Origin of the sequence: Streptomyces sp. RLB3-17 (assembly GCF_007113425.2) — a bacterium.
In the GTDB taxonomy this organism is placed as follows: domain Bacteria; phylum Actinomycetota; class Actinomycetes; order Streptomycetales; family Streptomycetaceae; genus Streptomyces; species Streptomyces mirabilis_D.
Genome location: NZ_CP041610.2, coordinates 7,687,389 through 7,702,799 on the forward strand (window position 1 = coordinate 7,687,389; position 15,411 = coordinate 7,702,799).

Sequence of the window (15,411 nt, forward strand, 5' to 3'; positions counted from 1 at the left end):
GGAGAGCGGAGATATGCGCATTCAGGTCAACCTGACCGAGAAGCTCCAGAACTACGTCGCGGACGTGTCCCTGTCCGAACCGCCGCCGCTGCGTGAGCTGCGCGAGGAGACCTCGCTGCTCGCCGAGCGCAATATGCAGATCTCGCCCGAGCAGGGGCAGTTCCTGTCCGTGCTGCTGCGCGCGATCGGGGCGAAGCGGACGCTGGAGGTCGGGGTCTTCACCGGCTACAGCCTGCTGCGCACGGCCCTGACCCTGCCGGCGGACGGCCGCGTCACGGCCTGCGACATCAGCGCGAAGTGGGCCGAGGTCGCGCTCGGGCACTGCGAGCGGGCCGGGGTCGCGGACAAGGTGGACCTCCGGGTCGGCGACGCCCGGGAGACCCTGGCCGCCCTCGTCCAGGAGGAGGGCGCGGCCGGCTCGTTCGACTTCGTGTTCCTCGACGCGGACAAGGAAGGCTACGAGACCTACTACGAGTACGGACTGACCCTGCTGCGGCCCGGCGGCCTCCTGGTCGCGGACAACGTGCTCTGGTCGGGCCTGGTGATCGACGAGTCGGTGCAGGACGACGAGACCCGCGCGCTGCGCGCCTTCAACACGAAACTCTACGAGGACGACCGCGTGCACCTGTCCATGCTGCCGTTCGCCGATGGTCTGACCCTCGCCGTGAAGCGCTGACCGGACCCCCTGCCTTCGGGGTTCAGTCCACCCTGGCCAGTCCGCGCGCGTTCCGCCGTGCCGCACCTCGGGAGACCGCGAGCGGGTCCCAGCCGGCGCCGCGCGCGGGCAGCCGGCCGGGATCGCCGAACACCGTGCCGCCGTGGGCTTCGGCCAGCAGCGGCCGCCCCAGGATCTGGGCCGCGCAGGCGATCCCGCTGACCATCACGCCGGTCACCCCGCTGCCGTAGCGGGTGCTCTGGCCGACGACGTACAGGCCCCGGACGCCGGTCGCGGTGTCCGGCCGGGCGCCGGTTCCACCCCAGGTGGCGAGGCCGAACGGAGTGCCGCCGGTGGAGAGCGTGTAGCGCTCCTGGGCGAGCGGAGAGGCCAGTTCCAGATGCGTGATGCTGTCCCGGAACGGCCCCAGCACGCGCTCGCCGGCGCGCACCACCGCATCGGTGAACCGTTGCTTCTCAGCCAGATAGGTGGGTTCGCGACGGTACCGGCCGCCTTCGGCCGGCCCCTGCTCGACGCCCCAGTGCCGGTAACCGGGCGGGCACATCGTCATCAGCTGGATGTTCGTGTGTCCGGGCGGACAGAGGTGCCTCGCGCCGGGATTCTTGAGCGAGGCGACCGAGACGAACAGGAACCGCACGTCCTCCGGCTGCTCGCCGGCGTACAGCCCTCGGTAGAGCTCGTCGATGTCCTCGTGGTCGTACCACCAGATGTTCGCCTCGGCCCGCCGCGTCAACTCCCGGTCGAGCGCGACGTAGACGGTCGCGAACGGCAGGCCCATCGTCGCCTCGCGGGTGGTGCGGCCGATCCGCGGGTTGAAGTGTTCCGCTCCGGCCAGATCCAGCACCGTGCGCCGGTAGTCGGCGTTGGAGATCACCAACGGCGCGGTGAGCGAGGTCCCGTCCGTCAGCCGGACACCGGTGGCCACCCGGTCGGCGATGTCGATCGAGGCGACCCGGCTGCGGGTACGCAGTTCACCGCCGTGCGCCTCCAGGACCTCGATCAGCGTCGCGGCCAGCATCTGCCCTCCGCCGACCGGGACGTAGGCGCCTCGGAGATAGTGGTCGGTCACCATCGCATGCGTGGTCACCGTCGCGACGTCCGGTCCCATGCCGTAGTTCGGCGACTGAGCGGCGAGCACCGTCCGGGCCCTCGTGGACAGCCCGCAGTGGTCGAACAGCTCGGACAGGCGTCGACGGCTCCAGGCCTGTACATGAGCGGTGCCGGCGACGATCTCCGGCAGTTCCGCGTCGGTGAGCATGGCCCAGCGCTGCTCGCTCCCGACGGCCCGGCAGATCGCGGTGAAGGTGCGCAGGCCCTCGACGTCATCCGGCAGGACGCTCTCCAGCCGGGCCAGGTACTCGTCCCAGTCGGCGGGAACGTCGAGCGTGAGCCCGGGAATCACGATCTGGTCGAAGCAGTCGGGGTCCAGCTCGCGGAACGGCACCCGGTCACCGGCGCCCAGACCGGCCAGGACCGCCGGGATGACGCCGTCGGACCCGCAGTCGCCCAGGTAGTGGACGCCGACATCGAACTCGTAGGCGCGACGGCGTCGGAACACATGGCTGTTGCCGCCCGCCCAGTCGTGCTGTTCGAGCACGAGCACCCGCCGTCCGGCCACGGCGAGGTAGGCCGCGCAGGTCAGCCCGCCCAGGCCGCCGCCCACGACGATGGCATCCCACTGCTCCTCGGTGCTGGTCCTGGTCAACGCGTCCTCGCAGTGGTCGGTCGGGGTCATCGTGCGGGGCGCAGCCGCAGCAGGGCGCAGCCGAGCGCGCCGGAGCTGTCGACCGCGGTCACCAGCGCCAGGCGGTTCGCGAGCGCGGGATCGTGCTCGGCTGTGACGAGCACGGCGAGCACCTGGAAGGCGGCGGCCGCGGCGGCCGCGTCCCCGATCAGTCCGGCGCAGTCGATCCGCGCGGGTGAGCCGGTGCCGAGCAGATCGGCGAGCGCGGCCTGTTCGGCTTCGCCGGCCGGGTCACCCGGCGCGACGAGCCCGATGTCCCCGGGGCGCGCTCCGGCCGTGTCCAGCGCCCGGCGCAGACAGGAGAGCAGGACCGAGCGGATCTCCCCGGTGTCCTGGTGCACGCCGAACTCCATCGCGACGACTTCGGCCAGGCCGTCCCGTTCGGCGGCCTCGGAGCCCGACGGTTCGAGGCGCAGCACCGCTGCCCCCTCACCGAGGACCGCGGAGTCCGGACCGTCACCGCCGTGGTGGCGCAGCCACGCCCGCGCTGCGGAGTACTCCTCGGCGCCGCCGCAGAGCAGCGTGCCGGCGCGGCCGCCCGCCTGCAGTCGCCGCGCGTAGTTCAGCGCGAGCAGGCCGGCCGCGTTGCCGCCCGCGATGGTCGCGTTGGGGCCCTTGAGCCCGTGCCAGATCGCGCACTGGCCCGCCGCACAGTTCATCACCGTGTTGGGGAATTGGGCCGGGTCGACGTAGAACGGCCGGTCGCCGTCGATCGAGCTCCGGGTGAAGTCCATCGTGGAGCGGACGCTGCCGGAGGTGCCGAGCACCAGGCCGGTGGCGGGGCCCGCGCCCGGCGTGGCGGGCGGGTCCTGCGGTCCGGCCAGCTCGCCGACCGCCGCCACCGACAGCGCGGTGACCCGGTCCATCGAGCGGGTGCCCTTCTTGCCGAGGACGGTCCGGGCGTCGAAGTCCGGTACCAGCCGGCTGCGTGCGTCGGGTGCGGGCTCGGCGGCCGAGGTCGGTGCCGGAACACCGGCCCGCAGCCCGGTCCGGAACGCCTCCGCGCCGAATCCGAACGGGGAGATCGCCGACCATGCCGTGATGACGGGGTTCGCGATTCTCATGCTGCTCCCCTGTCGTACCGGCCGAGGATGACCACGGCGTTGTTGCCGCCGAAGGCGAGCCCGTTGTTCTGCACGATCCGCAGATCCGCGGCCACCGACTCGTTGGGCACGCAGTCGAGGTCGCATTCGGGATCGGTCTCGACGTGGTTGACGGTCGGTGGGATGAACCCATGTTCCAAGGCCATCGCGCAGCCGATCGCGGCCAGTGCGCTGGCCGCGCCCATGGTGTGCCCGAGCATCGACTTCATCGAGACCGTGCGGGGCGGCCGATCGCCGAAGACCGCGTGGATCGCCTTGGCTTCCGTACTGTCGTTGGCCTTCGTCCCGGTGCCGTGCGCCGAGATCAGGTCCACGTCCCGCGGTTCGATGCCCGCGTCCGCGACCGCCAGCCGCATGCAGTCGGCGACGCTCTCACCGAGCGGCGCGACCTGGTGGTACGCGTCGCAGTTGAGCCCGTACCCGAGGATCTCGGCGTGGATCCGGGCTCCACGGGCGAGGGCCGAGTCGAGGCTCTCCAGGACCAGCACCCCCGCGCCCTCGCCTGTGAGGATGCCCTTCCGGTTCAGGTCGAAGGGCTGGCACTGTTCGGGGGCGATGGTGCCGAGCCGGTAGAACCCGGCGAACGTCTTCCGGCAGATCGCGTCCCCGCCACCGCAGAAGGCCAGGTCCACCTCTCCCGAACGGATCGCGTCCAGGCCGTAGCCGATCGCGTAGTTGCCGGCGGCGCACGCGGTCGGGATGGTCACCGCTTCGACGTCGGTGAGCGCGAACTCGCGGGCGACGGAGGTCGCCAGCCGGGAGGCCGAGGCCCGGCGTGCGATCACCGGGTCCATCGCGCCCTGCTCCGCCGCGTCCTGCTCGACCAGCAGGTCGAGGTCGCGGGTCTCGCCGTCGGTCGTTCCGACGGCGATCAGGACGCGGCCCCTGGCCAGGGTGTCCTGGCGCAACCCGGCGTCGGTGGCGGCCATTCTGGCGGCGGCCACGGTGAACTGGGCCGCCCGGCCGAGATGTTCGGGGTCGAGCCGCTCGATCCAGCGCTTCGGCTCGAATCCGGTCACCTCGCAGCCGTTGGCGTACTCGAATCCCGCGGTGTCGAACGCGGAGATGGGGCGGACTTCGCTGCGGCCGGCTCGAAGACCGGCGAGGAATTCGGTGATTCCCACGCCGATGCTCGAAATTGCGCCGGCCCCGGTGAGCACCACCCGTCGGCCGACTCTCGTCGTTGGGCGTCCAGTCACGAAATGCTCGTCCTCTCATTGCCGTCGGCCGATTCAGCATCCGAATCGCGGCGCGCGTCCCGCAAGCGCGAGGACGGCACGGGACGGAACGAGACAACCGGATTCGCCCGGGTGCGCGGCGGAGCGTGCCACGCTTTCGACCGTCGCGACGAAGGGGAGGCACGTATGAGCCAGGGGGTGCTCGCAACGGGTCTGGTCAAGAGGTACGGCGGGACGACCGCCGTGGCCGGGCTCGATCTCGCGGTTCCCGAGGGCACGGTGCTCGGTCTGCTGGGCCCGAACGGCGCGGGGAAGACCACGACCGTCCGGATGCTGTCCACTCTCCAGGCACCCGACGCGGGAGAGTGCACGATCGCCGGAGTCGACATCGTCCGCCACCCGCAGAAGGCGAGGAAGCTGCTGGGCCTGTCCGGGCAGTACGCGGCCGTCGACGAGTTCCTGACGGGATACGAGAACCTCGAAATGGTCGGCAGACTCCACCGGTTGGGGAAAACGCGGGCGCGGGCACGGGCGCGGGAACTGCTGGAACGCTTCGACCTGGTCGAAGCGGGCCGGCGCCCGGCCCGGACCTACTCCGGGGGAATGCGTCGGCGGTTGGACCTGGCGGGGGCCCTGGTGGCCGCACCGCCGGTGGTCTTCCTCGACGAGCCGACCGCAGGACTCGACCCGTCCAGCCGGATCGGCATGTGGGAGCTGGTTCGCGAGATGGTCGACGGCGGCACCACGGTGGTGCTCACCACCCAGTACCTGGAAGAGGCCGATCAGCTCGCCTCGAACATCGTGGTGATCGACAACGGCCGGATCGTCGCGGAGGGCTCGCCGACCGAGCTGAAGCGGGCCGTCGGCGAGGAGAGTCTGCACGTCACGCTGGCGAACCGCGAGGAGACCTCGTTGGTCGCGCGTGCGCTGCGCGGAATCGGGATCGGAGCGCCGGTCGTCGACGAGGAACGGCACACGATCGCGGTCCCCGTGTCCGGGGGAACCGACGCGCTGACGGCCGGAGTCCGCGCACTCGACACGGCGGGAGTGCGGCCGGTCGACATCGGGCTGCGGCGTCCCACGCTGGACGACGTCTTCCTTCAGCTGACGGGAGCAGGGACCGGGACCGGGCCGTCCCGACCCGGGCGGACGGGACGGAGGGGTACGGCATGACCGCGCTGACCGACGGGCTGGCCGATGGATGGATCATCGCGCGCCGCAACGTCATCCGGACGCGACGGGCGCCGGACGTACTGCTTCTGACCCTGCTCCAACCCGTCATGTTCGTGCTGCTGTTCGCGTACGTGTTCGGTGGCTCCATCAAGGTGCCGGGGGTGAACTACCGCGAGTACCTGATGGCCGGGATCTTCGTCCAGACGGTGGCGTTCGGCTCGTCGATGACGGGCGCGGGACTGGCCGCCGACCTGCAGACCGGAGTGATGGACCGGTTCCGGTCCATGCCGATGTCCCGGGCGGCGGTGCTGCTCGGTCGCACCACGAGCGACCTGCTGGGCAATCTGGTCACCGTGCTGGCCATGGCGTTGTGCGGGCTGCTCGTCGGATGGCGGACACACACCGGCCTCGGTCAGGTGGCCGCAGGACTGGGCCTGCTCCTGCTGTTCGCCTACGCGATGAGCTGGATCTCGGCCACGATCGGGCTGACCGTGCGCAGCCCCGAAGTCGCCCAGACCGCCGGTTTCCTCCTGCTGTTCCCGCTGACCTTCGTGTCCAACGTGTTCGTCGCAGGCGACACACTTCCGTCCGGGCTGCGACCGGTGGCCGACTGGAACCCGATCAGCACGGTCACGCTCGCGCTGCGCGATCTGTGGGGCAACGCCCCGGCCGGCCCGGCCCGTGGCGCCGGCGTGCCCGCCGAGCATCCCGCGCTGGTCTCGCTGGCCTGGATCGCGGTGATCCTGGCCGTCTTCCTGCCGTTGGCGGTCGACCGCTTCCGGCGTGCCGCTCGCCGCTGACACCCGTCACCGGGATTGTGTACGTCACTCGGTCGGCCATCGACGAAGTGTGCCGCTGCCCGAGGTGTCCGGAACACCTCGGGCAGCGGCACGGTCATACGGAGCGACCGCCCCTCGGGCGGTGTTGCTCAGGCGAAGGAGATCGCCGCGGTGTCGCGGTTCTGGGCCTCGTTGGACGCACCGATGAAGCAGCCACCGGCGACGGTGGCGCAGTTGACGTCCACCGCGGCCCCGGACTGGTCCTGGCCCTGGAACGTCTTCTTCACGGTGAACGCCGTCGAGCCGGCGCCGGTGGCGTCGGTGGTGAGCTGCTTGATTCCGGCGACGTCGCACACCAGCGTCCCGGCCGCGGGGTCGCCGGCGCACTCGGTCGCGGAGACGGCCTCGGCGGCGCCGAAGCCCGTGACGTTCACGGTGACGCTCGCGCCGTCGGAGAGACCGGTCGAGGGGGTGACCGTCACGCCGACCGCCGTGGCCGCGGCCGTGGCGGGAACCGACACGGCCAGCATGGCCGCGACGGCCGCGGCGCCGGTGAGACCGGCCTTCGAAATGAGCGCGATCCTCTTCTTGGAAATCAAGGTGCTGGCTCCAATTCAGGATGGGGGGTGAATGGTCGACAGCCGCGCAATGAGTGCCGAGTGATGGCGATTCCCGTGGTATTTCCTACGCGGATTCACTGGCAGCGCGAAATCATTTGGTGTCGATCCATTTGGAGGCTACAAGTCGGCCTGTGGGTCGTCAACCACGCCCTGAACAAAAAGGAACCGCCCTTTCCGGCAGACGTATGCCCGCTGTCTCGTTCCGTCCCATGGCGTCCGCCCCCTTGCTGGGACAGCGTCGCGCGGGCGAGCCTGCGGTGAGCACTCCACATTCGACAAGGGGAGATCAATGACGAATCCGTTTGAGGATGCGGATGCGGTCTATTCGGTTCTCGTCAACGACGAGGGCCAGTATTCGCTGTGGCCGGCATTCGCCGACATTCCTGCGGGCTGGACCGCGGAGCTCGTCGAGGCAGATCGTGAGGCCTGCCTGGCGTACATCGAGGAGCACTGGACGGACATGCGGCCGAAGAGCTTGAGCGAAGCCTCCTGACACGTTCCGCCGGTCCACCGACAACTACCCCGGGGGAACACAATGAGCAACGTCGGCGGTGACACGCTGCCGCTCTCCGCCGCGCAGCGCGGAATCTGGTTCGGATGTCAACTCGACCCCGGTGGCCGGCGCTACCGGATCGCGGAGTACTTCGACATTCGCGGCCCGGTGGATCCCGTGGTGTTCGACGCGGCCTGGCGCCAGGTCGTCGGCGAGACCGAGGCGCTGCGCGTCCGGTTCGTCGAAGAGGCCGACGGGCCCCGGCAGTACGTCGGACCCGTCGAGACCACCGCCGTCGAACTGGTGGACGTCTCCCGCCGGCCGGACCCCGAGGGCGCGGCGCTGGAACGGATGCGCGCCGACCTCGACCGGCGGCTCGAGCTGACCCGAGACCCTCTGCACACCGTGCTGCTGTTCAGGCTGGCCCAGGACCGCTACTTCTGGTACTTCCAGTTCCACCACGTCATCCTGGACGGCTACAGCGGGGCCATGGTGGTGCGGCGGGTCGCCGAGGTGTACTCGGCCCTCGTCACCGGCGCGCCGGTCGTCCAGCCGGACCCCCGCCCGCTGCGTGACCTCCTCGACGAGGATCTCGCCTATCGCGTGTCCGACGCCTTCCTCCTCGACCAGGAGTACTGGGGGTCCCGGTTGGCCGACCGGGCGGAGCCCGCGACGTTGGCCGACCGGGTGTCCGCCGACGCCGACGGACTGGTGCGTTCCTCGGCACAGCTCGGCACGGACGAACAGCGCCGGCTCTCCGAGTCCACCGGGCGGGCACTGCCCACCGTCATGCTCACGGCCGTGGCCGCCTATCTGCACCGGCTGACCGGCGCGCGCGACCTCGTGCTCGGTCTGCCCGTCACGGCACGGGCGGGATCCGCCACCGCCGGAACCGCCGGAATGGTGTCCAACCTGCTGCCGCTGCGGTTGACCGTGACGGGCGAGCAGACCTGCGCCGAGCTGGCCCGGCATGTGCTGTCCCGGACCCGCGAGGCCCTGCGCCACCAGCGCTACCGCTACGAGGACATACGCCGCGACCAACGGCTGGCCCTGGAGGACGAACCACTCGTCGGACCGGTGGTCAACGTAGTGCCGTTCAGCTACGACCACGGCTTCGGCGGCCACCCGATGACCTCCCACAACCTGGCGGGCGGACTGGCCGAGGATCTGTCGATCACGGTCTACGACCGGGGCGAGGGGCAGGGGCTCCGCATCGACTTCGACGCCAACGCGTCGTTGTACCGGGGGGAGGATCTGCACACCCATCAGCGCGGCTTCCTGCGGGTGTTGGAGGCGATGGCGGACGACCCGGCCGCGCAGGTCGGCCGGATCGAGCTGCTGGATGCCGCCGAGCGCAGGCGTGTTCTGCACGAGTGGAACGACACGGACCGTACGCATCCGGCGGCCACGTGGCCCGAGCTGTTCGAGGCTCAGGCCGCCAGGACCCCCGACGCGGTCGCGGCGGTCTTCGAGGACACCGCTCTGAGTTACGCCCAATTGAACTCTCGCGCCAACCGGCTCGCCCGGTCGCTGGTCGAGTCGGGCATCGGCCCCGAGCGGGTGGTGGCCCTGGGCCTGCCCCGCTCGATCGATCTGGTCATCGCCATGCTCGCGGTGTCCAAGGCGGGCGGCGCGTATCTGCCGCTCGATCTGGAACACCCGGCTGAGCGCCTGGCGTTCATGCTCTCCGACACCGCGCCCGCCTGCGTCATCACCGGTACGGACACCCCGGCGGGACTGCCCGGCACCATCCCGAGGATCGTGCTCGACGGACCGCAGGACAGCCACGACGACGATCTGGCCGACGACGATCTGACCGACGCCGACCGGCTCGCCCCCCTGCGACCGGACCACCCTGCCTACGTCGTCTACACGTCCGGCTCCTCCGGCGTGCCCAAGGGCGTCGTCGTCACCCACACCGGTGTGGCGGCGCTCGCGTTCGCACAGATCGCCCGGCTCGGAGTGGACGAGCACAGCCGGGTACTGCAGTTCGCGTCCCCGAGCTTCGACGCGGCGTTCTCCGAGGTGTCGATGGCGCTCCTCTCGGGCGCCGCACTGGTGCTCGCGGGTGCCGACCAGCTCGTCCCGGGCGTCGCCCTGACCGAACTGGCCGTCAAACACGCCCTGACCCACGTCACCCTCCCACCGGCGGTCCTCGCCACGATGCGGCCCGGCGAACTGCCCGCGGACCTGACCCTCAACGTCGCAGGAGAGGCATGCCCGGCCGAGACCGTGGCGGTCTGGTCGCCGGGCCGTCGCCTGCTGAACGCGTACGGCCCGACCGAGACCACGGTCTGCGCGACGATGTCGGACCCCTTGTCCGGCACGGAGAGTCCGCCGATCGGCCGCCCGATCGACAACATGCGCGCGTTCGTCCTGGACGGCGCGCTGCGACCGGTGCCGGTGGGCGTCACCGGCGAGCTCTACCTGGCGGGCCCGGGCCTGGCACGCGGCTACCAGGGACGCCCGGCCCTGACCGCGGAGCGGTTCCTCGCCTGCCCGTCCGAGGCCGGACTGGCGCCGGGGGCGCGGATGTACCGGACCGGCGACCTCGTCCGCCGGCGCGCCGACGGTCAACTGGAGTTCCTCGGCCGCGCCGACGACCAGGTCAAGATCCGCGGCTTCCGGATCGAACCCGGCGAGATCGAAGCAGTGCTGGCCCGCGACGAGGCCGTGCGAGAGGTCGCCGTGGTCGTCCGGGAGGACGCCCCCGGGGACAAGCGCCTGATCGCCTATGTCGTCCCGCACGAGGGGCGGACGGTCGACCCGGTGTCGGCCCGGCGGTCGGCCGGTGAGGTCCTGCCCCGGTACATGGTGCCCGCGGCGGTCGTCGTCCTCGACCGGCTTCCGCTGACCCCCAACGGGAAGCTCGACCGCCGAGCCCTGCCCGCCGCCAGGTTCACCGGCGCCGGAGCGAGCCGGGCCCCGCGGAGTCCGCGCGAGGAGATCCTCTGCGGTCTGTTCGCGGACGTCACCGGCGCGCCGAAGGTCCGGATCGACGACAACTTCTTCGACCTCGGCGGACACTCGCTGCTCGCCACCCGACTGGTCGCCCGGATCAGGCCGGCGTTCGGTGTGGAACTCACCGTCCGTGACGTCTTCGGCGCGCCCACCGTGGCGGAGCTCGCGCGGCGACTGGACGAGGTCGGCGGATCGCCGCGCCCTCCCGTGGCCCGTACGACGCGGCCCGAACGGGTGCCCCTCTCCTTCGCCCAGCGCCGTCTGTGGTTCCTCAGCCAGATGGAGGGCCGGAGCGCGACGTACAACATGCCGGCCGTGCTCCGACTCTCGGGTGAACTCGACCGGGCGGCGCTGGCGGCCGCGCTCGGCGACGTGAGCGACCGGCACGAAGCGCTACGGACAGTGTTCCGTGAGTTCGACGGAGTGCCCTTCCAGCGCGTGCTCGACGTCCGGCCCGAACTTCTGTGCACCGATGTCACCCCGGACGGACTGGCCGCCGAGATCGCCGAGTTCTGCGGCCGGGAGTTCGACCTCGCCGTCGAACCGCCGCTGCGGGCCCGGCTCTTCGCCCTCTCCCCGACCGAGCACGTGCTGGCCCTGGTGATCCACCACATCGCCGGAGACGGCTGGTCGATGGCGCCGCTGGCGGACGACCTCGCCGTGGCCTACGAGGCGCGGTGCGCCGGGCTCGAATCCGGCGCGGCGGAACTGCCGGTCCAGTACGCGGACTACACGCTGTGGCAGCACCGGCTGTTCGGCGTCGAGGACGACTCGGACAGCCTGATCAACGGTCAGATCCACTACTGGTCGGCAGCGCTGGCCGGACTGCCGGACGAGCTGCCGCTGCCAGTGGACCGGCAGCGGCCGGCGGTCTCCAGCTACCGAGGCTCGACCATTCCGTTCGAGATCGGTGCGAGCCTCCACGCCCGGCTCACCGAGCTGGCCAGGCAGAGCGACGCGAGCCTGTTCATGGTGGTGCAGGCGGGACTTTCCGCGCTGCTGAGCCGGCTGGGCGCGGGCACGGACATCCCCATCGGTTCGGCCATCGCGGGCCGTACCGACGAGAACCTGGACGACCTTGTCGGGTTCTTCGTCAACACCCTGGTGCTGCGCACCGACCTCAGCGGCGACCCGTCGATGCGGGAGGTCATCGCACGGGTGCGGGAAACGGACCTCAGCGCCTACGCCAACCAGGACCTGCCGTTCGAGCGCCTGGTGGAGATCCTCAACCCGAGCCGGTCGGCTTCGCGCCACCCGCTGTTCCAGGTGATGCTGGCGTTCCAGAACCTGGCCGACGTGGAGTTCCGGCTCCCCGGGCTGGCGGTGGAGGCCGAGCAGCTCTACACCGAGACGGCCAAGTTCGACCTGGCGTTCAGTGTCTTCGAGAGCTTCGACGAGCAGGGCGCGCCGAGCGGTCTGTCCGGTGTGGTCGAGTTCGCGGTCGAACTGTTCGACCCGGCCACCGTGGACCGGATGCTGTCTCGACTGGTGCAGGTCTTCGAGACGATGGTGGCGAATCCCGAGGCGCGGCTCGGTGAGATCGACCTGCTCGACCCCGCCGAGCGGCAGTTGGTGCTGCACGAGTGGAACGACACCGACCGGGACATCGCCGTGTCGACCTTCCCCGCGCTCTTCGAGGCCCAGGTGGCGGCGACCCCCGAGGCGATCGCGGTGCGCTACGAGGGCACCTCGCTCACCTACCGGGAGCTGAACGGGAACGCCAACCGGCTGGCCCGGCTGCTGGTCGCCCGCGGTCTGGGGCCGGACCAGTTCGTCGCGCTCGCGCTTCCCCGGTCGGTCGAGCTGATCACGGCCATGCTGGCGGTGCTGAAGGCCGGCGCCGCCTACCTGCCCATCGATCCCGACTACCCCTCGGAGCGCATCGAGTTCATGCTCGCCGACGCCGCGCCGCGATGCGTGATGACCGGCGAACGCGTCGCGGTTGCGCTGCCCGCCGGGCTCGACCGGATCGTCCTCGACGACGACATGTGGTCCGCCGTGTCCGGACTGTCCGACGCGGACCTGACGGACGGCGACCGAGTGGCCCCCTTGCGGCCGGGTCACGCCGTCTACGTCGTCTACACCTCCGGCTCCACCGGTGTCCCGAAGGGCGTCGTGGTCTCTCACGCAGGGATCGCCGGCCGGATGGGCTGTGAGATCGAGCGGCTGGAGGTCGTGCCGGACAGCCGGGTGCTGCAGTTCGCGTCCCCCAGCTTCGACGGCGCGTTCTCCGACATGTGCATGGCGTTGCTGGCCGGTGCGGCGCTGGTCGTCGCGCCCAGTGCGAGGACCATGCCAGGACCGGCGCTGAGCACGCTGATGTACGAGCAGGGCATCACCCACGTGACCCTGCCGCCACCGGTGCTGGCGGCCCTGGCCGACGACGGCCTGCCGGCCGGGATGATGCTGATCGCCGCCGGTGACGCGTGCTCGGCCGACGTCGTCGCCCGCTGGGCGCCCGGCCGCAGGATGGTCAACGCCTACGGTCCTACCGAGGCCACCGTGTGCGCGACCATCAGCGACCGGCTGGTCGTCGGCGAACTGCCTCCCATCGGACGGCCGTTGGACAACACCCGGCTCTACGTCCTCGACGACCGGCTGAGGCCCACGCCGCCGAGCGTCGCGGGGGAGCTGTACATCGCAGGCGAGGCACTCGCGCGCGGCTATCTCCGGCGTCCCGGACTGACGGCCGGCCGGTTCGTCGCCTGCCCGTTCGGCGCCCCCGGCGAGCGGATGTACCGGACCGGGGATGTGGTCCGGTGGCGCGCCGACGGTCAACTCGAGTTCGTCGGCCGCGCCGACGACCAGGTGAAGGTCCGCGGCTTCCGGATCGAGCTCGGTGAGGTCGAGGCGGTACTGACCGCCCACCCCGGCGTGGACCAGGCGGTCGTGGTGGCCAGGGACGACCAGCCGGGCGGCAAACGGCTGGTCGGCTATCTCGTGCCGGGCGGGGGCGACCCGGCTGTCGACCGGGACCGGGACGAGCGGCAGGTGGGGGAGTGGAGGGTCACCTCCGACTCGCTCCACGCCGACTCCGCTGCCGGCGCGGCCGAATTCGGCGAGGACTTCTCCGGCTGGAACAGCAGCTACAGCGGACTGCCGATTCCCGTTGAGCAGATGCGTGAGTGGCGCGACGCGACCGTCGACCGGATTCTCGAGCTGCGGCCGAAGCGGGTGCTCGAGATCGGCATCGGCACCGGACTGATCCTGGCGAAGGTCGCGCCGCAGTGCGCGACCTACTGGGGGACCGACATCTCGGCCCGGGTCGTCGACGGAGTCCGCGCCCAGGTGGCCCGGGACCCGAGCCTGGCGGACCGCGTCGAACTGCGGGTCCAGCCCGCCCACGTCCTCGACGAACTGCCGTCGGGGTTCTTCGACACCGTGGTGCTGAACTCCGTCGTGCAGTACTTCCCGAACGCCGCCTACCTGGAGAAGGTCCTGGAAGGCGTCCTCGGGCTGCTCGCCCCGGGCGGCAGGGTGCTCGTGGGCGACGTCCGCAACCTGCACCTGCTGAAGGCACTGCGGACGGCCGTCGAGCTGGGCAGAACGGACGACACGGCGGATCCCGAGGCGGTACGGGAGGCGGTCGGGCAGGCCGTGGCCCTGGAGAAGGAACTGCTGATCGACCCGGCCTTCTTCACCACACTGCCCGCCGCGGTGGACCTGCGGGGCAAGCGGGCGAGCTTCCACAACGAGATGACCGCGCACCGGTACGACGTCGTCCTCCACAAGGAGCCGTGCGAGCGGATCGACACCGAGGCCATCCGCGAGTTCGGTTGGGGCGCCGAGGTGACCGAGCTGGGTGCACTGAGCGCCGAACTGGCGTCGGCGCACCCGGCGCCCGTGCGGCTCCGCGGCGTCCCCGACCTGAGGGTGGACCACGAGCTCGCGGCGGCCCGGATCCTGGCCGACGGCGGCAGCCCGGTGGCCGCCCGGACCAGGTTGACGGAACGGGACGCGGCCGTCCCCGACCCCGAGGCCTTCCATGAGCCGGCCGATCGGGCCGGCTACCGGGCGATGGTGCTGCCGACGGGTGAGAGCGGACTGTTCGACGTCCTGTTCGTGGACCGGGCGGCGACGGGGGTGCCGACGAGCGGGTACCGGCCGGCCGAGCCGCCGCGCTCGGTACCGCGGCCCTTGACCAACGACCCGTCCCGGTCCGCCGCCGCCGCGTCCCTGGTCGCCGCGGTGAAGGCACACGCGCAGGACTCGTTGCCGGACCACATGGTCCCGACGGCCCTGGTCGTGCTGGAGAAGCTGCCGCTCACACCGAACGGGAAGGTGGACCGGCGCGGGTTGCCCGCTCCGGACTTCGCCGGCGCCGGGACCGGCCGGGGCCCGCGGAACGAGTGCGAGGAAGTGCTGTGCCGCCTGTTCGCCGAACTGCTCGGCCTTCCGCAGGTCGGCATCGACGACGACTTCTTCGACCTCGGCGGGCACTCCCTCCTGGCGACGCGTTTGGTGTCCCGTATCCGGGCCACGCTGGGAGTCGAACTGGCCATCCCCGACCTGTTCAGCGCGCCCACCGTCGAGCAGCTCTCGCGCCGACTGGCCGTGGCGCGCAGGCGCGAGCGGCCGGTACTGCGGCCGCGTGCCCGTCCGAAGGGTGACTGACCGTCCGATCCCGGCCTGCCCCGCCCCGCCCCGCCCCGGTGCGGTCGCCGCCCGCACCGTCCCGCTCTTG

At 71.3% G+C, this 15,411-nt stretch carries 9 protein-coding genes; 5 read left to right on the plus strand and 4 right to left on the minus strand.

The genetic code is table 11. The annotated features are described in order from the left end of the window. Positions 1-13 precede the first annotated feature (13 nt). Positions 14-676: an O-methyltransferase gene (locus FNV62_RS34860; protein WP_054234625.1), complete on the plus strand. Its 663-nt coding sequence runs from the start codon at positions 14-16 to the stop codon at positions 674-676. A 22-nt stretch (positions 677-698) separates the two neighbouring features. Here FNV62_RS34860 and FNV62_RS34865 read toward each other — a convergent pair whose 3' ends face one another. The 3 genes from FNV62_RS34865 to FNV62_RS34875 are packed head-to-tail and all read right to left on the minus strand — an operon-like array spanning position 699 to position 4,722. Next, on the minus strand, positions 699-2,411 hold the full coding sequence (locus tag FNV62_RS34865; protein ID WP_143609273.1) for a phytoene desaturase family protein: 1,713 nt from the start codon (positions 2,409-2,411) through the stop codon (positions 699-701). Continuing rightward, positions 2,408-3,484: a beta-ketoacyl synthase N-terminal-like domain-containing protein gene (locus FNV62_RS34870; protein ID WP_143609274.1), complete on the minus strand. Its 1,077-nt coding sequence runs from the start codon at positions 3,482-3,484 to the stop codon at positions 2,408-2,410. Before FNV62_RS34870 ends, FNV62_RS34865 begins: the two co-directional genes overlap by 4 nt. After that, positions 3,481-4,722, minus strand: coding sequence for a beta-ketoacyl-[acyl-carrier-protein] synthase family protein (locus FNV62_RS34875; RefSeq protein ID WP_060895538.1), 1,242 nt, complete (start codon positions 4,720-4,722; stop codon positions 3,481-3,483). Before FNV62_RS34875 ends, FNV62_RS34870 begins: the two co-directional genes overlap by 4 nt. A gap of 165 nt (positions 4,723-4,887) precedes the next feature. On the opposite strand from FNV62_RS34875, the gene FNV62_RS34880 reads away from it, so the two are divergent. Together FNV62_RS34880 and FNV62_RS34885 are read left to right on the plus strand one after the other, a co-directional pair. Then, positions 4,888-5,874 (plus strand): ATP-binding cassette domain-containing protein, encoded by a 987-nt coding sequence (locus FNV62_RS34880; RefSeq protein WP_097286321.1) that lies wholly within the window; start codon positions 4,888-4,890, stop codon positions 5,872-5,874. Next, complete coding sequence (locus FNV62_RS34885) at positions 5,871-6,674, plus strand: ABC transporter permease (protein WP_097286322.1); 804 nt, start codon at positions 5,871-5,873, stop codon at positions 6,672-6,674. Before FNV62_RS34880 ends, FNV62_RS34885 begins: the two co-directional genes overlap by 4 nt. Positions 6,675-6,802: 128 nt before the next feature. Here FNV62_RS34885 and FNV62_RS34890 read toward each other — a convergent pair whose 3' ends face one another. Next, a complete protein-coding gene (locus FNV62_RS34890) occupies positions 6,803-7,252 on the minus strand; it encodes an enediyne antibiotic chromoprotein (RefSeq protein ID WP_143602983.1) in 450 nt (149 codons plus the stop codon). 310 nt (positions 7,253-7,562) lie between these two features. On the opposite strand from FNV62_RS34890, the gene FNV62_RS34895 reads away from it, so the two are divergent. Beyond that, positions 7,563-7,766, plus strand: a complete 204-nt coding sequence (locus tag FNV62_RS34895) for an MbtH family protein (protein ID WP_054234618.1) — start codon at positions 7,563-7,565, stop codon at positions 7,764-7,766. A gap of 42 nt (positions 7,767-7,808) precedes the next feature. After that, complete coding sequence (locus FNV62_RS34900; RefSeq protein ID WP_143628186.1) at positions 7,809-15,341, plus strand: non-ribosomal peptide synthetase; 7,533 nt, start codon at positions 7,809-7,811, stop codon at positions 15,339-15,341. Positions 15,342-15,411: the final 70 nt, after the last annotated feature.